Source organism: Paenibacillus sp. FSL L8-0502 (genome assembly GCF_038593055.1).
Classification (GTDB): domain Bacteria; phylum Bacillota; class Bacilli; order Paenibacillales; family Paenibacillaceae; genus Paenibacillus; species Paenibacillus polymyxa_D.
This window is the reverse complement of sequence record NZ_CP151958.1, coordinates 3,371,486-3,389,582: the sequence shown is the minus strand read 5'-3', so window position 1 is coordinate 3,389,582 and position 18,097 is coordinate 3,371,486. Positions and strand designations below refer to the sequence as shown.

Below are 18,097 nucleotides of genomic sequence, written 5' to 3'. Positions count from 1 at the left end.
TAGCATGACGGATATGGAACTGGGTCAGACGGACCCCGATTACACAGCGTTTATCCGCAAAATCAAGGACAGCACAGGTATTGATCTTGCACAATACAAAGAAGCACAGATGAAAAGGCGGTTAACTACGCTTCGCAACAAAAACGGGTTTCCCAGTTTTGTTTCTTTTTATGATGCCATGATGAAGGAAAAACCTCTATTCTATGAATTTCTGGATCGGATGACGATCAATGTTTCGGAATTTTGGCGTAATCCCAATCGGTGGGAAGTGCTGCGAGATACAATCTTGCCACAACTGCTTGTGGGGAAGCAGAAGCTTAAGCTGTGGAGTGCGGCCTGCTCGACTGGTGAAGAGCCTTATAGCTTGGCTATGGTTCTCGACGGTAAAGGTATTTTGGGGAATTGCTCCATTACGGCTTCCGACATTGATGATGGTGCATTGGCAAAAGCCAAGGAAGGCAAATATTTGGAGCGTTCGCTCAAGGATGTGCCTGAGCAGGTAGCTAGCAAATATTTTAAGCCGGATGGTGCGATGTATCGAATTGATGACCGTTTGAAACAAGCCGTGAAATTTCAAAAGCAAAACTTGCTGCTGGATCGGTTTGAGGATGGCTATGATCTCATTATCTGTCGAAATGTAATGATTTATTTTACAGAAGAGGCCAAACATACGTTGTATCAAAAGTTTGCAGCCAGTCTTCGTCCCGGCGGAGTATTGTTTGTCGGTAGCACAGAGCAAATCTTTTCTCCTAACCAATATGGTCTGGAATCGACGGAAACCTTTTTTTATCGCAAAAAAGCATAAGCCTGCAAACATCATCCAAAGTTTTATAGGGACTTATTTATATCTTTGAGTAATTGATGGTTGGCTTATTAGCAAAGCACGTCCTTTAGCCCCTTTGGCTAAGAGGCGTGTTTTTGTTTATCTGCATACACGTGGCTTTTCTTGTCAAAGAAAGGTGCGTATACTATAATGAAGCACAGTTAAAGATTTTAGCGATGCACAGTTTAACAGTTTAAAGGGGGAACGCGTCATGAGTTTACGTTATTTAACCGCGGGGGAAACGCATGGTCCCCAGCTAACTGCCATTGTAGAGGGTATGCCGAGCAATTTAAAATTGGATTTTGAGGAATTGAATTTTCAGCTGCACCGTCGTCAGAAAGGATATGGACGGGGTCGGCGTATGCAGATTGAAAAAGATACGGCGAAGATTGCTGGAGGCGTACGTCACGGATACACCACGGGTGCACCGATTGCGCTGGTTGTGGAAAATAACGATTGGAAGCACTGGCAGAACATTATGAATATTGAACCTATTGAAGGCAGTGATGAAGAAAAGCGTCGGGTTCACCGGCCACGTCCGGGTCATGCGGATTTGAATGGCGGAATGAAATACAACCTGAAGGATCTTCGTAACGTGCTGGAGCGCTCCAGCGCACGTGAAACAGCAATTCGTGTGGCATGCGGCGGTTTGGCTCGTCAATTGCTGGCTGAGTTCGGAATCAAGGTGGCAGGTCAGGTCATTCGTATTGGGGAAATCGAAGCTCCTTACCGCGATTTGCCGATTGATGAGCTGATTGCGGTGACAGAAGCTTCCTCGGTGAGAGTAACCGATCCAGAAACCGAAAAGAAAATGGAAGCATATATTGATCTGATCAAGCAAGAAGGTGATTCAGTCGGTGGGGTAGTGGAATGTATTGTAGAAGGTGTTCCGATTGGTCTGGGCAGTCATGTACAGTATGATCGGAAGCTGGATGCACGTATCGCACAAGGCGTCATGTCGATTAATGCATTTAAAGGCGTGGAAATCGGCATCGGTTTTGAAGCAGGAGAGTTGCGCGGTTCACAGGTGCATGACGAGATTCTATATGATGAGGAACGTGGATATCACCGTCGTACCAATCGTTTGGGCGGCTTTGAGGGGGGCATGACGAATGGAATGCCAGTTGTGGTTCGTGGCGTAATGAAGCCGATCCCCACACTCTACAAGCCTCTGCAAAGCGTCGACATTGATACGAAGGAGGCGTTCACTGCACAGGTTGAGCGTTCGGATGCATGTGCAGTACCTGCGGCTAGCGTAGTTATGGAGCATGTGGTAGCTTGGGAGATTGCAAAAGCTTTGCTAGAAAAATTCGGCGGGGATTCGATTGAAGAGATTCGTGCGAATATTGCATCCTACGAAGAACAATTGGGGCGGTACTAAAATGAGTACGCTGACGGTACAGCTTGGCGAACGTTCTTATCCTATTCATATTGGACGAGGACTGTTATATCGAGCCGGAGAGTTGTTGAAGGAACGAGGAATTGCGCAAAAAAGCCCGTTGTTGATTGTTTCTGACGAAAATGTAGCGGGATTCTACTTGGCAACATTGGAGAGCAATCTTCAGGCATCTGGCTACAAGACAGTGTCCTTTGTCGTTAAGCCAGGTGAAACCTCCAAGTCGCTTGCTGTATTTGAGCAGGTCATAACAGCAGCCATTGAGGGCGGCTTGGATCGCAATTCAGCCGTTATTGCACTTGGGGGTGGTGTCGTGGGTGATTTGGCTGGATTTGTGGCAGCTTCTTATATGAGAGGTGTCAAGTTTGTACAGATCCCCACTACGATTCTGGCCCATGACAGTAGCGTGGGCGGTAAGGTCGGCATCAACCATCCTTTGGCGAAGAATATGATAGGAGCTTTCCATCAACCGGAACTTGTGTTGTATGACGTAGATACGTTGTCTACACTGCCTCCTCGTGAGGTATCTGCGGGGCTTGCTGAAATGATCAAGCACGGCTTGATCTGGGATGCTGATTTCGCCCAGTGGTGCCGTGACCATGCGACTGATTTGCTTGCACTGGATGCGACAGCTCTGGAGTACGGTCTGGAAAAGGGATGTTCCATTAAAGCCGAAGTGGTGTCACGCGATGAACGAGAAAATGATTTGCGCGCTATTTTAAACCTAGGTCATACGATTGGTCATGCGATTGAAGCTATTGCGGGATATGGTGAGTTTTTACACGGGGAAGCCATTTCGATTGGAATGGTCGGCTCCGCACTTTTGGGCGTGAAGCTGGGGGCAGATCCTTCTTTGGTAGATGCAACGAAGGATATGTTGTCTTCACTACGGCTACCGACCTCCCTTCCGTCACATCTCGATACAGATCGGTTGCTGGACGCGATGATGCATGACAAAAAGTTCAAAGAAGGCAGCATTACTTTTGTCGTCCCACGTAGCATCGGGCACGTGGAGGTTGTGAAGGATATTTCCGTCTCTTACATCCGAAGAGTTATTGAACAGTTAAAAGAGGGGGTGTAACGATGTACAATCGTGGAATTCGTGGCGCGACGACCGTAGCGAATAATGAAGAAAATGAAATTTTGGAAGCAACAAGCCAACTACTGGAGGAAATTGTATCCTACAATGAAATTCAGCCAGAGGATATTAGTAACGTATGGATTACGGTGACTCATGATCTGGATACTGCCTTTCCAGCCAAGGCCATTCGTCAGCTTGATGGCTGGGATATGGTTCCGCTCATGTGTGCATTAGAAGTTCCTGTGGCAGGTAGTTTGCCCAAGTGCATCCGTCTGATGGTACAGGTGAACACTGATAAATCCCAGCGGGAAATGAAACATGTATATTTGAACGGAGCGCAGGCCTTAAGACCGGATCTAGCTTCCCAAGGGAAATAAGTGCCTGTTTTTTAAGTTGATGGTTGCCAAAGTAACATCCCATGAGATATAGTGTGTGTAGCAGAGTTAAGTAGAGTAGAGTAGAGTTAGCCAGAGACAGAGTTGAGATGAGAAGAGTGCAGCCTTAGCCAATTCCATATGAGATTACAGAGATCGGCGGTAGCGGGTAAGCTTTTGTCTATGAAGAGATATTCTTCTACAGAGAAGCTTATTTGAGGCAACCTGCGCGGTTAAACCAAAGGGATGAGTGTATACTTATCAATTTGCTGTAGTCATTTTACATATGGAGCATTCTTATAATTTCAATAACTGACAGCCTCTACCTTACCGGTAGAGGCTTTTTTACGATTATAGAATTTATAAAATTTTCAGCGGAGCTGAACAATTCTATAATCGCAAGAAAAACTTCCGCTACACGCGGTCTGGCCTCCGTGAAGGTACGTCGATAGACGTTTTTCTTATATTCTCTCCTTTGGTTCTGCGCCAATTTGGAAAGGAAGTGATCTCATGTTAACGCCGCATGTGGAGCAAGTGATAACGATGGCGAGTGAATTTAACCTGATTCCTGTGTACAAAAAAGTGCTGGCTGATATGGAGACGCCGATTCGGATTTTCCGTCGGTATGCCGAGCGGGACCGTGCCTTTCTGCTAGAGAGTGTAGAGGGAGGCGAGCAGTGGGCGCGACATTCGTTCATCGGTACAGACCCGTTTCTAATGGTCTCGGGTAAAAAAGGACGTTTGATATTGGAACAACACGGTAAACGGCAAATATTAAACGACAAGCCGATTGAAGCGCTCAAAGCATTGCTACGTAAATACCGCAGTCCGAAACTGAAAGAAATGCCTCCATTTACAGGCGGGGCTATCGGATTTTTTGGATATGACCTGCTTCAATACTATGAAAAGCTGCCAGAGCACTCGGTAGATGATTTGAATATGGATGATATTCGTTTTATGTTCTGCGATCAAGTCATTGTCTTTGATCATGTGAAACAGCAAATTTTGCTGGTTGGCAATGTTCATGTAGGCGAAGGGTTCCGCGATGAGGATATTCGAGCTGCTTATGCTGATGTGGAACGCAAGTTGGAGGAAACGGCACAGTATCTGCGCAAGCAGCCTCAGCCTGAGCGATTAGGATCGGCCTCCATTCCAGATGATGTGGAACTGGGTGAGATTCAATCCAATGTGACGAAGGAACAGTTTATATCAAACGTAGAGCAGGCGAAGGAGTATATCCGCTCCGGTGATATTTTTCAGGTTGTACTATCCCAGCGTTTTCACATTGATACAGAGGCCTCTCCTTTACAGGTATACCGCGTGCTGCGCACGATGAACCCGTCGCCATATATGTATTATTTGAAAATGGATGACGAGATCATCGTAGGCACTTCGCCTGAGGCACTCGTCAAGGTGGAAAACGGCCGGGTAGAAACCCGTCCTATTGCAGGAACGAGACCGCGTGGGGTAACAGAGACAGAAGATGTGGCACTTGCTGAAGAACTGTTAAACGATGAAAAAGAGCGTGCAGAACATCTGATGCTGGTCGATTTGGGAAGAAATGATTTAGGCCGTGTATCACAGTTTGGCACAGTCAAATGCGATACGTTTATGGAGATTGAACGCTATTCCCATGTCATGCACATTGTTTCCAATGTGTCGGGTGAGCTACGTGAGGACAAAGATTTCTTCGATGCCTTCCTGTCTTGTCTGCCAGCCGGCACCGTATCAGGGGCACCAAAGCTGCGGGCCATGGAGATTATTGCTGAGTTGGAGCGGGAAGCACGTGGACCCTATGCAGGGGCAATTGGATATTTGGGCTTCTCGGGCAATATGGACGCTTGCATTACGATTCGCACGATTGTGTTTAAAAAGAACCGGGCTTATGTCCAGGCAGGCGCTGGAATTGTGTGGGACTCAGTTCCGGAAAGCGAGTATCAGGAGACGGTGAACAAAGCAAAGGCATTGCTGAAGGCAATCCGCACGGCAGAAGTGATGTTCCCGGCAACGACACAGCCCTATAACAGCGTCATCAACCAGGATTATTTGTACACTCCATAACACGCAAAAATCTGATTTTGAGGAGGAGACGACAATGGAACGACATGACATGATGCAAGTGGGGTTAAGCCGGATCATGGAGGGACAGCATCTTTCGCGTACGGAGGCCCGTAGCGTAATGGAACAGATTATGAGTGGAAGTGCTACACAGGCGCAAATTGGCGGGCTACTGACGGCTCTTCGCCTCAAAGGGGAAACGGTAGATGAAATCACTGGTTTTGCCGAGGCTATGCGTAGCTACGCTAGTCCAGTGCAAGCTGAAGAAGGCAGCGGTCGTCTGCTGGACACATGTGGTACTGGAGGTTCGGGTATTCACAAGTTTAATATTTCCACGATATCCGCGATCATCGCAGCTTCGGTGTCTGTACGGGTAGCAAAGCATGGCAACCGTTCTGCAAGTGGCCGTGCCGGGAGCGCTGATGTCCTGGAGGCATTGGGAGTCAACATTCATTTGACGAGTGATCAGGCTAGGTCATGTCTGGACCGAATCGGCATCTGCTTTTTATTCGCACAGCTGTATCATCCGTCTATGAAGCATGCCGCCGCGCCGCGCCGCGAACTGGGTGTGCGGACGGTATTCAATATGCTGGGTCCATTGACGAATCCGGCTGGTGCGGATCGGCAGTTGTTGGGCATTTATGACGCCAGCAAAACGGAAGTCATTGCCGAGGTATTGAACCGGCTAGGCTCCAAACGGGCCATGGTTGTCAGCAGTCTGGATGGACTAGATGAAATTAGCATTTCAGCTGCGACACGAGTATCCGAGCTAAGGGACGGCAAGGTTCACACGTTCGAGCTTCATCCGTCGGATTTGGGCTTGCAGACGCATTCTCTTGATCAGGTGCTGGGCGGTGACGCACAGGTTAACGCAGATATCATACGACGAATTTTAAACGGAGAGCATGGAGCTTATCGGGATGTTGTGTTAGCGAATGCAGGAGCGTGCATTTATGTATCAGGCACAGCAGCTACCTTGACGGACGGAGTAGCACGAGCGGCCGAAGCCATTGACTCTGGACGGGCACTTTCCAAGCTGGACCAATTAATACAGGCAACGGGGGAATATCAATATGTATCTTGATAAAATTGTGGTGACGAAGCGACAAGAAGTGGAGCAGCTTAAGGAGCATTTTCAAATAAGTAAAGCTGAACGATTAATTGCTGATTTACCTGCGACGAGAGGATTCGAAAATGCGATCGCGAGCGGGCGCAACCGTCCGCTCGGACTGATTGCTGAGGTGAAGAATGCTTCCCCATCCAAAGGGCTGATTCGACCGGATTTCCATCCGGTGGACATTGCACGTGCATATGAGGGAGCAGGAGCGGATTGCATTTCTGTACTGACAGATGTGACGTATTTTCAGGGAAGTCCTGAATATTTACAGCAGATTCGCGATCAGGTGAAGATTCCGCTGTTGCGAAAGGATTTTATCATTGATGAACGGCAAATATATGAAGCTCGTTTGCTGGGAGCGGATGCGGTGCTGTTGATTGCCGCTATACTGGAACCGCGTGTATTAGGGTCCTTTTTACAAATCGCCAAGGACCTTGGGCTGGACGCATTGGTAGAGGTGCATGACAGTGAGGAGCTTAAAGCGGTGCTGGAGCTGGGGACAGCAACCTTGATTGGCGTAAATAATCGAAATCTGCGAACATTCGAGACTCGTCTCCAGACGACGGAGGAGCTGATCTCACTAATTCCTAAAGGGATTACGTTCATCAGTGAGAGCGGAATTGCTGGACCGGAAGATGTAAAGTATCTGCATTCGGTGGGTGCACACGGCATCCTGGTAGGGGAGCATCTGATGCGCAAGGAAGATGTGGGACAGGCTGTAACCGAATTGATGGACGGGATTAAAGTATGAACAAAACGGGCGTAAAAATTTGTGGACTTCAAAGCGTTGAAGTGCTAAAATCTATGGTAAACTTACCGGTCGATTATTTAGGTTTTGTGTTTGCCGACAGCAAGCGCCGGATTGACGGCGTACAGGCTGGAGAGCTGCTTCGCGTATTGGATGAATGGACCTCAGGCAGCAGACCGCGCAGCGTGGGCGTATTTGTGAACCCTGGTGATGCACTGTTAAATGATGTGATGGAGAAAGCACCCTTGGATGTCATACAGCTGCATGGACAGGAGAGTCCAGAGCGCTGTCGGGAAATCAGGGAGTATTTTGGTATACAGGTATTCAAGGCATGGTCTGTGGACAGTCAAGGACAGAGAGAACGCTCGGCGGACGAATTGGATGCCTATGTCGGAACAATTGATGCTTTACTGCTCGATACATACGATCCCCTGTATGGTGGCGGTTCTGGAAAAACGTTTGCGTGGGATCGAATTCCTGCCTATCAGGCTTGGACCCATCAACATGGAATTCCTTTGTTTGTAGCCGGCGGGCTGACTGCTGATAATGTGGAAAAGCTGGTTCATGAGTATCATCCCGAAGGGCTGGATGTATCCAGCGGTGTAGAGACGAACGGAGTCAAGGACATTGCAAAAATCACAGCATTCGTAGAAAGGGTGAAGCAGGCATGACACAATTACCTGATAACAACGGACGTTTTGGAACATTTGGAGGACGTTTTGTACCGGAAACGTTGATGAACGCACTGATTGAATTGGAGGAATCCTACCGTAAGTACGCGGATGATCCCGAGTTTAAAGCAGAGTTGAACGAGCTCCTAAAGGACTATTCTGGTCGGGAAACGCCGCTTTATCATGCGGAGCGTCTGAGCCAGCATTTGGGCGGGGCTAAAATTTACCTGAAGCGCGAAGATTTAAATCATACCGGTGCTCACAAAATCAATAATGCATTAGCTCAGGGATTGCTGGCGAAGCGTATGGGTAAACAGAAGGTTATTGCTGAAACTGGCGCAGGACAGCATGGTGTCGCGACAGCAACTGTGGCTGCGTTGCTCGGATTGGAATGCAAGGTGTTTATGGGCGAAGAGGATACTGTGCGCCAGCAATTGAACGTCTTTCGGATGCAGCTTTTGGGTGCAGAGGTCATTCCAGTGACATCGGGTACACGTACACTTAAGGATGCTGGTAATGAAGCCTTGCGTTACTGGGTCAGCCATGTCCATGATACGTTTTATATTTTGGGTTCGGCTGTCGGCCCGCATCCATATCCAATGATGGTGCGGGACTTCCAACGTGTGATTGGTGATGAAACGCGTCGCCAGATCCTAGAGAAGGAAGGCAGATTGCCGGATGTCATCGTGGCAGCGATCGGTGGCGGAAGCAATGCCATCGGCATGTTTTATCCTTTTATTGAGGATCAGGGTGTCGCTTTGATTGGCGTGGAGGCCGCTGGAAAAGGTGTCGAAACAGAATTCCATGCAGCTACGATGACCAAGGGAACACAAGGGGTCTTCCAAGGCTCTATGAGTTATCTGCTTCAGGATGAGTACGGACAAGTGCAACCTGCGCATTCCATCTCGGCTGGACTGGATTATCCAGGTGTTGGACCGGAGCATTCATACCTGAAAGATATTGAGCGGGCCCAATATGTTCCGATCACGGATCAGGAAGCGCTGGATGCGCTTCAGCTCCTCTGCCGTACCGAAGGAATACTTCCTGCATTAGAGTCGGCACATGCAGTTGCGCAGGTTGTCAAGCTGGCACCCACGTTGACGGCAGATGATATTATCGTTATTTGTTTGTCTGGACGCGGGGATAAAGATGTGGACTCCATTATCAAGTATTTGGGAGGAAATCCGTCATGAATTTAATTGATCAGGCGTTTGATCGCCTTAAAAATGAAGGCAAAACGGCATTAATTCCTTTTCTGACGGTAGGCGACCCGGATGTGGATACGACGATAGAGATCATTCGGCAGTTAGAGTCGGCCGGAGCTGACATATTGGAACTGGGTGTACCCTATTCCGACCCGCTGGCTGATGGACCTGTAATTCAGCGCGCGTCTGAGCGTGCACTGAAACGGCAAATTTCCATCCGCACGTGCATGGAGACAGCTTCTCTGGCTAGGGCGGCAGGTTCAAACCTGCCTTTTATTCTGTTCACGTATTATAACCCTGTATTACAGATGGGGATGGATGCTTTCTTTGCAGGCTTGCAGGAGCACGGTATCAGCGGTCTTATTATTCCGGACCTTCCGCTTGAGGAAGCGGAGGAGCTGGGAGGACGGGCAGCAGAGGTGGGTGTGCATCTGATTCCTCTGGTGGCTCCAACGTCTGAACAGCGGATCGAGCGAATTGTCCGTCAGGCCCGTGGATTTGTATACTGTGTATCCTCGCTGGGTGTAACTGGGGAAAGAGCTTCCTTTTTTGAAGGTATAGAGGGCTTTATCGCGCAGGTCAAACGGCATACGGATATTCCGGTAGCGGTCGGCTTCGGGATTTCTACTCAAGAACAGGTAGCCCGGTTTTCAAACATTTGTGATGGAGTTGTAGTCGGCAGTGCTATTGTACGTCAGGTAGAGGAGGCCATTCCGCTACTGAATGATTCTGCACGCAGGCAAGAAGGTCTTTTGCAAATTCATAATTTTGTGGCACAATTAAAGCAATAATGGGTGTCAAAATATAAAGTAGTAAATATAGTTCTGATTGGATAGAGGAGGTAGGGGCATGCAACCTAAACCGCATATTGTACATTTGCCAGTATATCAGCCCGGTAAACCGATTGAAGACGTAAAACGTGAGCTGGGACTCGATGAAGTCATCAAGCTCGCCTCGAATGAGAATCCGTATGGTAGCTCTCCTAAAGTATTGCAGGCTATTCAGCAGGAGTTTGCTAACATTAGTGTGTATCCTGATGGAAGTGCGGTAGCTTTGACACAGGCACTAGCTAAACGGACGGGTTTAAAAGAGGAACAGTTTATCTATGGCTGTGGCTCTGACGAAATTATTGCGTTGATTACGCGTGCTTTCCTCCTTCCTGGAGAAGAAAGCATCATGGCCGATCAGACATTTTCCGTGTATAAAAGTAACGTGGAAATTGAGGGAGCGGTTGCAGTTGAGGTGCCTTTGCGTGATGGTGTACATGATTTGGATGCTATGCTGTCCCACATCAATGACCGTACAAAAATTATTTGGATATGTAATCCAAATAACCCGACGGGCACGATTGTACCCGAAGCGGAGCTGATTGCGTTTTTGAACCAAGTACCAAAGCATATCATGGTTGTGCTGGATGAAGCTTACGCCGAGTTTGTGACGGATCGTTCTTATCCCGACGGCATTCGTTTGTTGCCAGTGTATGAAAATCTGGTTGTACTTCGCACCTTCTCCAAAATCTATGGCCTTGCTTCGCTTCGCATTGGTTATGGTATGGGAGCTGAGTCAATTATTCGCTTGATAAATCAGGTTCGTGAACCGTTTAATACTTCACGGGTAGCACAGGCTGCGGCTATTGCTGCTTTGGAAGATCAGGAATTTGTTCAAGAATGCCGGGATCGTAATGCAGAGGGCAGAGCTTATTTGCAAAATGAGCTGAAGCGTCTGGGATTGGAGTCTTTCCCAGCACATGGTAATTTTATTATGCTGGATGTACGTCGTCCATCCGGTGAGGTATTCCAGGAGTTGCTTCGTAAAGGTGTGATTATTCGCGCAGGTCATCACAAATATCCGACATATATTAGAGTGTCCGTTGGATCACAACCGCAAAATGAGTTGTTTATTCGTGCGCTGGAACAGGTCCTGGGGGCGGAAGCGGCGAAAGTACGCCTATAATTTCCGCAGATGGGATTTGATAATTGATGAAGATTGCCATTTTCGGCGTGGGACTGATAGGTGGGTCCCTCGCACTTTGTTTTAAAGGGAAGCCGGATATTTCGGTTGTCGGCCATGCCCATCTCCCTGAACTGATGGAACCGATGTTAAGCCGTGGTGTCGTGGACACCGCGACTCTTTCGGTTGAAGAAGCGGCAGAGGATGCCGATTTTATTTTTTTATGCGTACCTGTGGGCTTATTGGAGTATTATCTCGAACTGTTAAGCAGGCTACCGCTTAAAGCGGGTTGTATTATCACTGATGTAGGCAGCACGAAATCGGCAATTGCCAAAAAAGCATCAGAAATTTCTTTGCGCAATGCTTACTTTATCGGTGGTCATCCGATGGCCGGTTCGGAGCGTTCCGGTGTAAAGGCTGCTTCCGCGTTGCTGTTTGAAAATGCATATTATGTGCTTTCCCCGGCAGAGGGTGTGCCTGAGGAAGCATACTGCTCGCTGGAACGTTTATTAAAATATACTAATGCTCATGTTGTGCGTGTCGAACCAGCTATGCACGATGACATTGTCGGTGCGATTAGCCATCTTCCGCACATTATTGCAGCAGCGCTGGTGAATCAGGTGCGAAAGCACAATGATGAAAATCCGTTGTACCGTACATTGGCTGCCGGTGGGTTCCGTGATATTACACGGATAGCCTCTAGTGATCCGGTTGTGTGGCGGGACATCTTACTGAGCAATCGTGAAGTTTTACTAGGTCTGTTGGAAGAATGGAACGGACAGATTGAGCGTTTTACCCATTTACTGAGAATACAAGACGGTGAGGGAATCGCTGACGAGTTTTTAACAGCTGGGCACTTCCGCAGTGAACTGCCAGAGCGTCGTAAAGGAGTCATCGTCTCTACGTTTGATCTGTATATTGATGTACCGGATACCCCAGGGATTATCGGGCGAATTGCTATGGAACTGGGGAATCACAGCATTAATCTGAGCAATATGCAAATCATTGAAAGCCGGGAGGATGTCCCAGGCATCATGCGGCTTTCCTTCCGTCAAGAGCAGGATTGGGAGCGTGCCAAGACACTGCTGGATTCGATGGGCTATAAAGTGGTGGTATAAAGGGTGAAGAAAGTATGAGTGTTCGTTAAAGGAGGGACTGCGCTCCGCGATTCATTTGATCTTACGATCGCTGTTGTCTGCGGATTTTCTGAATATATGTACAAAGGGGAAAATCCCGCAGGCAAAGGCGAGCGCTCCGCTTCTCCAGATTCAAATGAACCTCTACGCTATGGACCGCCTTAAAAGCACCACACTTTCTGGGAGTGAAGTAGTAAGAAAAGATCTAAAGCGGGTGAAGGTTCTCTTCGCTCGCTTTTTTGTTACTTGAAGAGGTAGTGGAGCTACGCGTTATTTTGTAATTACTATCTTTCTATACATACCGTTGAACATTATAGGTGCATCCTCTTTGATCCGCAGTTTTGTTTTTTGGGTTTCAAACAGTTCTTCAAAATTCAACCCTATATCGGTTCCTAACACCTTAATAACGGGCCTTATCGTTTTTTTGAATAATGAGGGCTTTTTTCCTTTAGGAGAAAACTTATCGAAAATAATAATTTCCCCGTCTTTTTTCAAAACCCGCACCATCTCATCGAAGCATTTATTTGCGTTAGGTACTACTGAGAGAATTAAACTTCCTACTACTATATCAAATTGCTCATCCATAAAATTCATTTGTTGAGCATCCATTTCCAAGAATTTTATGGATGTTTTGGCAAATTTATCTTTTGCTTTGTTAAGCATTTCAGGTGAATAATCTATGGCAGTAATATCCAGCCCGTAGTGATTTATTAATTCTAAATCTGCTCCAGTTCCTACACCTACAAAAAGTATTTTTTGCTCGCTATTAAATGACTTTTCTTGAAATATGATCTTTCTAGAATTGAGGAAGCTACCTGAATTGAAAAAGTTATCATAAATTGGAGACCAAATCTTATATACAGCCTTGTTCCACTTATTATTCATTTCCTGCCCCCTATCTATTGAAAAAATTAATTATATAATAATGTGTTTTAATAGGACAACCAAATAATTGGTGAAATATTGATGTATTTTATCAACCCACATATGGGGTAGGTGAGTAAGGTAAAGAGGAGTATTGGAAAACAAAAAAAAGACCACCCGGGTAAAGCCCCGGGTGGTAGCTACTTTTAGTGAAGTAGCTGAGTAGGATAGGAGTGGAGAGAAACCATACTGTACTTTTATTATATGTATACGTTTTCATTTTGTCAATATTTTTTTAAAGCGTTTTCTTTTTTTGTGTAATTATCCTTATTGGTTTATTTGATGGCACGCTTTCAGTAGGTTTGTCATTTAATCTTGAAAAAATTTAAAATCCATTGAAAAGCTGTATAAATGAATTAGTTGCCAGCGTTAGGGAGGCATTGATGGAAATCGTGGGGATTTTGGACTTTTTTACTGGCGGTCATTTTGTGGTACAATGGGTAAGTCCATTTTGGACGTTGAATATTGTTGGGGATAGCACCGTTAATGTTGGCACTACATAGGGTAAGAAAATAACAAATGTTCCATGATGCTGTTTCATCCATTTGCGCAGAGGGCGCAACTTTTTTTGACCTGTTCGGTATATATAGACAGAATCGAACGGGAAAACAGCACATGTATGGGCGAGGAGGGTCTCACTCGGATGATGACAGATTCCCAGATGATTCAGGAAATCAAACAAGGTAATGTTGAGGTTTATTCAGAATTAATGAGGCGTCACCAACGTAAAATTTTAGCTTTTGTTTATCATATGCTGAAAAGTTCGAACCTGGAAATGATTGCTGAGGACTTATGCTCGGAGACGTTTTACAAAGCGTATCGGAGCCTGCACTCTTTTCGCGAGGTAGACGCATCGTTCTCCACTTGGTTATATACAATTGCACGCAATACGGTGCTAAGTGAGCTTCGCAAGCACCGTAGCGGTCAGGTTCCATTGGAGGAGAGCGGTTATGTACCGGTAGCTCCATCGGATGTAATTCCGGAGCAGGCTGTCCTTCGCGGTGAGAAGGTAGAGATGGTTCGTGAAGCGATCAATAGATTGCCTGAGAAGCAGCGATCTGCGCTGATTTTGCGTGAATATGAGCAATTAGATTATCAGGAGATTGCGACTATTTTAGGACAGACCGTCAGTGCGGTGAAGTCGTTGCTTTTCCGGGCAAGAACCAGTGTGAAGACGCAGTTGGAGCCTTATTTTTTTGAGCCTCTCTATGAGGAAAACGAAGGGATGAGCAGCCAATGAAATCCAGGGACACTGAGGATTTGTTCGCTACAGGCAAAAATGTATCGAAGCAAGACTCGGAGCGCAGACGGGCCAAAAGCTCGTCTGCTGGGTGGGAACATGGTTCGGAAGAAAAAGAGTGGGATTTGTCAAAAGAAAATCGATCCGCTATTCGTGATATTTCCTTTGAAATAACAGATGATAAGCTAGAGGCCATGAATCGCAGAGTCATGGATCGAATTTATGAAGAATCACCGTGGCTTGTTCCGGGTGAGCATCGACGTGCGCGTGTGAACCCAGCAGCCCGTAAGTATATGTCTGTATGGATCGCTGGCTTCTTGGCCGTATTTTTATGCAGCTTTTTGTTTTTGAACTGGAATGGAAGCTCCTCTCAGGAAAATCCCCCTCAAGCAGCTCCTGTCATGGATACGGGTATTTTACCGACAGGCCTGTTGGAAACTACAAGTACATCTCCACAATATCAATACCACATTAAAGATGTGAATAGTGGCATTATGGACCCGCTGGTTGCTAGCATTGTTCCTACTTATCCGCAATACTGGATGCTGTTGTCTGTATTGGCACTTGCGCTTGCTTTATTTTCTCTGGGCTGGATCCATCGGACGAGAAGGGTCAGAAGTTAGCAGGACAGCTGGACTCCAATATGAATTCATAACAATGCCTGAATAACAAAACAGCGGAGGAAAAGACACGATGCTTATTGGCTTAATCAGACATGGATTGACGGATTGGAATGCGATAGGGAAAATCCAGGGCCACAGTGATATTCCGTTAAATGAGGAAGGACGCCAGCAGGCACGCTTGCTTGCAGAACGATTAAAGAGAGAGTCTTATCATTGGGACGGGCTTATTACAAGTAGTCTCTCCAGAGCGAAAGAGACCGGGGAGATTATTGCTTCTGCTCTGCATCTTCCGTTGCTAGAATCTGATGATCGACTAAGAGAACGTGCTTATGGTCAGGTCGAGGGCATGACACAGGCCGAGCGTGAAGAGAAGTGGGGAGTCGACTGGCATCTGCTGGATCTAGGGCAGGAAAGCGATGCGGATCTTCAGCTTCGCGGGCTAGGTTTTATGGAGGCCATTTGGACGGAAAATCGGGACAAGAATCTGCTGGTCGTTTCCCACGGCGGTTTTTTGGCTAATTTGTATAAGGCTCTGTATCAGGAAAAATTCACGGAACGAATCGGCAATTTGTCACTTAGTATACTTCAGCGTGAGGATATGGATTGGGCACCACTTTTGTATAATTGCACGAAGCATTTGCAAGAGAAAAGTGACTGTAACTCAAAAAGTTAGTAAAAGACCACGGCTTCTACTCATCGTAGAAGTCGTGGTCTTTTTTGTTTTTTAATTATACCTTTGCAAAAAAAGAGGTTTAGAGTTTGAACAATCCGTCAAAGCTGTGGGTACAACAGGTAAGAATCAATTCCGGATGACAGTCCAGTGACGAGGCGATGGAACAATGAATCTGGCGGATATGCTGACATTTGCGGATATTGTGCATTTGAACAGAATCGCGGTGTATTACGATTGTGACTGTAAACCTAATTCCAAGCATGAGTTGATCCAGGGGATTTTGACGAAGCTCGGCAGCAGTAGTTTTTTTGAGGCGCAGGTCAAGGAGCTGAGGTTGTCAGAGGTAAGGTTTTTGAACGCACTGCTGTTCGATGACCGACCGTATTTCAGCATGGAGGAATTGATTGCAATAGCCAAACAGTCTGTTGAGGAGGACGAAAATCCTGGTGAGCGGCCAAGAGATATTGTGACCCGTCTGCGTTCTAGTGGCTGGTTGTTCAACGGTTCGACGCACAACACGAGGTATTTGTTCCAAATTCCGTTGGATATGAAGGAGCGCTTTCGACGTGTTATGGTACATGACTTCCAAAGCGGAATGACACGGGTAAGCGAACCGTCATCGTACCGGGATGAAGGGCATCTACTGGCAGAGGATTTACGGCTTTTCCTTCAATACATGGGGCAGCATGAGGTCCCGCTAAATCCCGAGGGGGCTTGGTATCGTCGCAATCAGCAGCAGCTGATGGAGCATTTGCACATTGCGGAGCCGCTTTTGGGTAAGGGAGGATGGCGTTTCGGGTATGGTTCCTCTTTTAAGTTTTATCCAGACCGAATGGCCCTACTGTATGATTATGCCCGTCACTCCAAGTACATCGAGGAGAAAGGGGACCAGGTTGTGCTGACAGCAAAGGGAGAAGCGCATCAGGAGCATACAATTGAGGAAGAAATGATACAGCTATTCAGGTTTTGGTTAAGACTGTATAAAGGAGCCGTTCCTAATTTGCTTTCTCTAGTCTACTGGATTGGAGAATGTGCCAGACCGTGGACGTCCTCAGAGTCGCTTTTTGTACATATCGGCCCACTGATTCGACCGTTTTACTATGATACGCCCCGTTCGGTCTTTGATCAGAGAATTATACGAATGATGCTTCACTTGGGTATGCTTCGTCAGGGTGAACATCCGACGGGACCCTCTGTACAGATGACGGCCTGGGGGCTGAAGTTGGCGGGAGAGTGCCGCATTGGGCGGAACGACTCGGGTATACGGCTCCATTGACAAGCAACACACATGTTGATAGAATTTCACCCAAAAAGAGAGGGTGAAGTTGATGCTGATTCACTATACCGGAAACATGCCACAGCTCCATTCATCTGTCTATGTGGCAGAAGGAGCAAAAATTGTCGGAAAAGTAACGATCGGCCAAGATTCCTCTGTATGGTTTAATGCCGTACTGCGCGGAGATATGGCGCCTATCATCATCGGTGAACGCTGCAATATTCAGGACGGTGTCGTGGGACATGTGAACACGGATCAGCCCCTGTTGCTGGCGGATGACATTTCGATAGGTCATGCTGCAATAATCCACGGTTGTACGGTAGGCAAAGGCACTTTAATCGGTATGGGGGCCATTGTACTCAACGGAGCGGAGCTTGGTGAATATGCTTTAATAGGAGCAGGGTCGGTCGTTACGGAAAATACCAAAATACCACCCTATACTCTTTCTCTCGGTACACCTGCCAAAGTGGTGCGCGAATTGACAGATGCAGATTTGCAGCGGATGTCACGAACGGCACTCAGCTATGTGGCGAAAGGAAAAGAATATAGGATCTCTTAAACTCATGTTGGAGGTGCATCCTATGGATAAAATGAAGGTTACTTATGAAGTAATGTTGGGCCTGTCTGCTGAAATGGTTTTGGACGAGGCATTACGTAAACACCGGAGTGAAAAACTCTACAAGGATATTGATGAGGCGCTAGCCTCCGGAGATGAAGTAGCTTTTCGTCATCTTACGGATGAGCTGAAAGCAATGAGTTAGAATAATCTTAGGAACCCTAAGTTGGATTTCAGACCAATTGT

19 protein-coding genes are annotated in these 18,097 nt (G+C 46.9%); 18 read left to right on the top strand and 1 reads right to left on the bottom strand.

What is annotated here, in order from left to right; genetic code table 11:
* Nucleotides 1–4 precede the first annotated feature (4 nt).
* The 12 genes from NSQ57_RS14500 (at nucleotide 5) to NSQ57_RS14445 (ending at nucleotide 12,541) form a co-directional block, all read left to right on the top strand.
* Nucleotides 5–805 carry a protein-glutamate O-methyltransferase CheR gene (locus NSQ57_RS14500; protein ID WP_023989169.1) on the top strand — a complete coding sequence of 267 codons (801 nt, stop codon included), beginning with the start codon at nucleotides 5–7 and terminating at the stop codon, nucleotides 803–805.
* Nucleotides 806–1,034: 229 nt separating this feature from the next.
* Nucleotides 1,035–2,204 (top strand): chorismate synthase, encoded by a 1,170-nt coding sequence (aroC, locus tag NSQ57_RS14495; protein WP_013310720.1) that lies wholly within the window; start codon nucleotides 1,035–1,037, stop codon nucleotides 2,202–2,204.
* A 1-nt stretch (nucleotide 2,205) separates the two neighbouring features.
* Entirely contained in the window at nucleotides 2,206–3,300 is a 1,095-nt protein-coding gene (gene aroB, locus NSQ57_RS14490) for a 3-dehydroquinate synthase (protein WP_039271072.1), read from the top strand.
* Nucleotides 3,301–3,302: 2 nt separating this feature from the next.
* Nucleotides 3,303–3,677 carry a chorismate mutase gene (gene aroH / locus NSQ57_RS14485; RefSeq protein WP_069012693.1) on the top strand — a complete coding sequence of 125 codons (375 nt, stop codon included), beginning with the start codon at nucleotides 3,303–3,305 and terminating at the stop codon, nucleotides 3,675–3,677.
* Between the two features lie 507 nt (nucleotides 3,678–4,184).
* Nucleotides 4,185–5,735, top strand: coding sequence for an anthranilate synthase component I (trpE, locus tag NSQ57_RS14480; RefSeq protein ID WP_029517340.1), 1,551 nt, complete (start codon nucleotides 4,185–4,187; stop codon nucleotides 5,733–5,735).
* Nucleotides 5,736–5,769: 34 nt separating this feature from the next.
* The gene (gene trpD, locus NSQ57_RS14475; RefSeq protein WP_342424973.1) at nucleotides 5,770–6,816 is read left to right on the top strand and encodes an anthranilate phosphoribosyltransferase; all 1,047 of its coding nucleotides are present in this window, start codon (nucleotides 5,770–5,772) and stop codon (nucleotides 6,814–6,816) included.
* On the top strand, nucleotides 6,806–7,600 hold the full coding sequence (gene trpC / locus NSQ57_RS14470) for an indole-3-glycerol phosphate synthase TrpC (RefSeq protein ID WP_342424972.1): 795 nt from the start codon (nucleotides 6,806–6,808) through the stop codon (nucleotides 7,598–7,600). The genes trpD and trpC overlap by 11 nt, the downstream gene beginning before the upstream one ends.
* On the top strand, nucleotides 7,597–8,268 hold the full coding sequence (locus NSQ57_RS14465; protein ID WP_342424971.1) for a phosphoribosylanthranilate isomerase: 672 nt from the start codon (nucleotides 7,597–7,599) through the stop codon (nucleotides 8,266–8,268). The genes trpC and NSQ57_RS14465 overlap by 4 nt, the downstream gene beginning before the upstream one ends.
* The gene (trpB, locus tag NSQ57_RS14460; protein ID WP_342424970.1) at nucleotides 8,265–9,461 is read left to right on the top strand and encodes a tryptophan synthase subunit beta; all 1,197 of its coding nucleotides are present in this window, start codon (nucleotides 8,265–8,267) and stop codon (nucleotides 9,459–9,461) included. Before NSQ57_RS14465 ends, trpB begins: the two co-directional genes overlap by 4 nt.
* On the top strand, nucleotides 9,458–10,264 hold the full coding sequence (gene trpA, locus NSQ57_RS14455; protein WP_340932488.1) for a tryptophan synthase subunit alpha: 807 nt from the start codon (nucleotides 9,458–9,460) through the stop codon (nucleotides 10,262–10,264). Before trpB ends, trpA begins: the two co-directional genes overlap by 4 nt.
* Before the next feature lie 58 nt (nucleotides 10,265–10,322).
* A complete protein-coding gene (hisC, locus tag NSQ57_RS14450) occupies nucleotides 10,323–11,426 on the top strand; it encodes a histidinol-phosphate transaminase (RefSeq protein ID WP_069012432.1) in 1,104 nt (367 codons plus the stop codon).
* Between the two features lie 26 nt (nucleotides 11,427–11,452).
* Nucleotides 11,453–12,541, top strand: a complete 1,089-nt coding sequence (locus tag NSQ57_RS14445) for a prephenate dehydrogenase (RefSeq protein WP_069012433.1) — start codon at nucleotides 11,453–11,455, stop codon at nucleotides 12,539–12,541.
* 288 nt (nucleotides 12,542–12,829) lie between these two features.
* On the opposite strand, the gene NSQ57_RS14440 is transcribed toward NSQ57_RS14445, so the two are convergent.
* Entirely contained in the window at nucleotides 12,830–13,444 is a 615-nt protein-coding gene (locus NSQ57_RS14440) for a class I SAM-dependent methyltransferase (protein WP_029517349.1), read from the bottom strand.
* A 682-nt stretch (nucleotides 13,445–14,126) separates the two neighbouring features.
* On the opposite strand from NSQ57_RS14440, the gene NSQ57_RS14435 reads away from it, so the two are divergent.
* From NSQ57_RS14435 to NSQ57_RS14410, 6 genes are all read left to right on the top strand, one after another.
* A complete protein-coding gene (locus NSQ57_RS14435) occupies nucleotides 14,127–14,723 on the top strand; it encodes an RNA polymerase sigma factor (RefSeq protein ID WP_013310707.1) in 597 nt (198 codons plus the stop codon).
* Entirely contained in the window at nucleotides 14,720–15,346 is a 627-nt protein-coding gene (locus NSQ57_RS14430) for an anti-sigma factor (RefSeq protein ID WP_307346106.1), read from the top strand. The genes NSQ57_RS14435 and NSQ57_RS14430 overlap by 4 nt, the downstream gene beginning before the upstream one ends.
* Nucleotides 15,347–15,416: 70 nt before the next feature.
* Entirely contained in the window at nucleotides 15,417–16,019 is a 603-nt protein-coding gene (locus NSQ57_RS14425; RefSeq protein ID WP_342424969.1) for a histidine phosphatase family protein, read from the top strand.
* A 166-nt stretch (nucleotides 16,020–16,185) separates the two neighbouring features.
* Nucleotides 16,186–17,295, top strand: a complete 1,110-nt coding sequence (locus NSQ57_RS14420; RefSeq protein ID WP_069012435.1) for a hypothetical protein — start codon at nucleotides 16,186–16,188, stop codon at nucleotides 17,293–17,295.
* Between the two features lie 52 nt (nucleotides 17,296–17,347).
* Complete coding sequence (locus tag NSQ57_RS14415) at nucleotides 17,348–17,854, top strand: gamma carbonic anhydrase family protein (RefSeq protein ID WP_039271101.1); 507 nt, start codon at nucleotides 17,348–17,350, stop codon at nucleotides 17,852–17,854.
* A gap of 22 nt (nucleotides 17,855–17,876) precedes the next feature.
* On the top strand, nucleotides 17,877–18,056 hold the full coding sequence (locus tag NSQ57_RS14410) for an IDEAL domain-containing protein (RefSeq protein WP_013371655.1): 180 nt from the start codon (nucleotides 17,877–17,879) through the stop codon (nucleotides 18,054–18,056).
* Nucleotides 18,057–18,097: the final 41 nt, after the last annotated feature.

Bases quoted from the DNA above. Each gene is read 5' to 3' on its own strand.
- NSQ57_RS14500 (WP_023989169.1), top strand. From the start codon at position 5: ATGACGGATATGGAACTGGGTCAGACGGACCCCGATTACACAGCGTTT.
- aroC (WP_013310720.1), top strand. From the start codon at position 1,035: ATGAGTTTACGTTATTTAACCGCGGGGGAAACGCATGGTCCCCAGCTA.
- aroB (WP_039271072.1), top strand. From the start codon at position 2,206: ATGAGTACGCTGACGGTACAGCTTGGCGAACGTTCTTATCCTATTCAT.
- aroH (WP_069012693.1), top strand. From the start codon at position 3,303: ATGTACAATCGTGGAATTCGTGGCGCGACGACCGTAGCGAATAATGAA.
- trpE (WP_029517340.1), top strand. From the start codon at position 4,185: ATGTTAACGCCGCATGTGGAGCAAGTGATAACGATGGCGAGTGAATTT.
- trpD (WP_342424973.1), top strand. From the start codon at position 5,770: ATGGAACGACATGACATGATGCAAGTGGGGTTAAGCCGGATCATGGAG.
- trpC (WP_342424972.1), top strand. From the start codon at position 6,806: ATGTATCTTGATAAAATTGTGGTGACGAAGCGACAAGAAGTGGAGCAG.
- NSQ57_RS14465 (WP_342424971.1), top strand. From the start codon at position 7,597: ATGAACAAAACGGGCGTAAAAATTTGTGGACTTCAAAGCGTTGAAGTG.
- trpB (WP_342424970.1), top strand. From the start codon at position 8,265: ATGACACAATTACCTGATAACAACGGACGTTTTGGAACATTTGGAGGA.
- trpA (WP_340932488.1), top strand. From the start codon at position 9,458: ATGAATTTAATTGATCAGGCGTTTGATCGCCTTAAAAATGAAGGCAAA.
- hisC (WP_069012432.1), top strand. From the start codon at position 10,323: ATGCAACCTAAACCGCATATTGTACATTTGCCAGTATATCAGCCCGGT.
- NSQ57_RS14445 (WP_069012433.1), top strand. From the start codon at position 11,453: ATGAAGATTGCCATTTTCGGCGTGGGACTGATAGGTGGGTCCCTCGCA.
- NSQ57_RS14440 (WP_029517349.1), bottom strand. From the start codon at position 13,444: ATGAATAATAAGTGGAACAAGGCTGTATATAAGATTTGGTCTCCAATT.
- NSQ57_RS14435 (WP_013310707.1), top strand. From the start codon at position 14,127: ATGATGACAGATTCCCAGATGATTCAGGAAATCAAACAAGGTAATGTT.
- NSQ57_RS14430 (WP_307346106.1), top strand. From the start codon at position 14,720: ATGAAATCCAGGGACACTGAGGATTTGTTCGCTACAGGCAAAAATGTA.
- NSQ57_RS14425 (WP_342424969.1), top strand. From the start codon at position 15,417: ATGCTTATTGGCTTAATCAGACATGGATTGACGGATTGGAATGCGATA.
- NSQ57_RS14420 (WP_069012435.1), top strand. From the start codon at position 16,186: ATGAATCTGGCGGATATGCTGACATTTGCGGATATTGTGCATTTGAAC.
- NSQ57_RS14415 (WP_039271101.1), top strand. From the start codon at position 17,348: ATGCTGATTCACTATACCGGAAACATGCCACAGCTCCATTCATCTGTC.
- NSQ57_RS14410 (WP_013371655.1), top strand. From the start codon at position 17,877: ATGGATAAAATGAAGGTTACTTATGAAGTAATGTTGGGCCTGTCTGCT.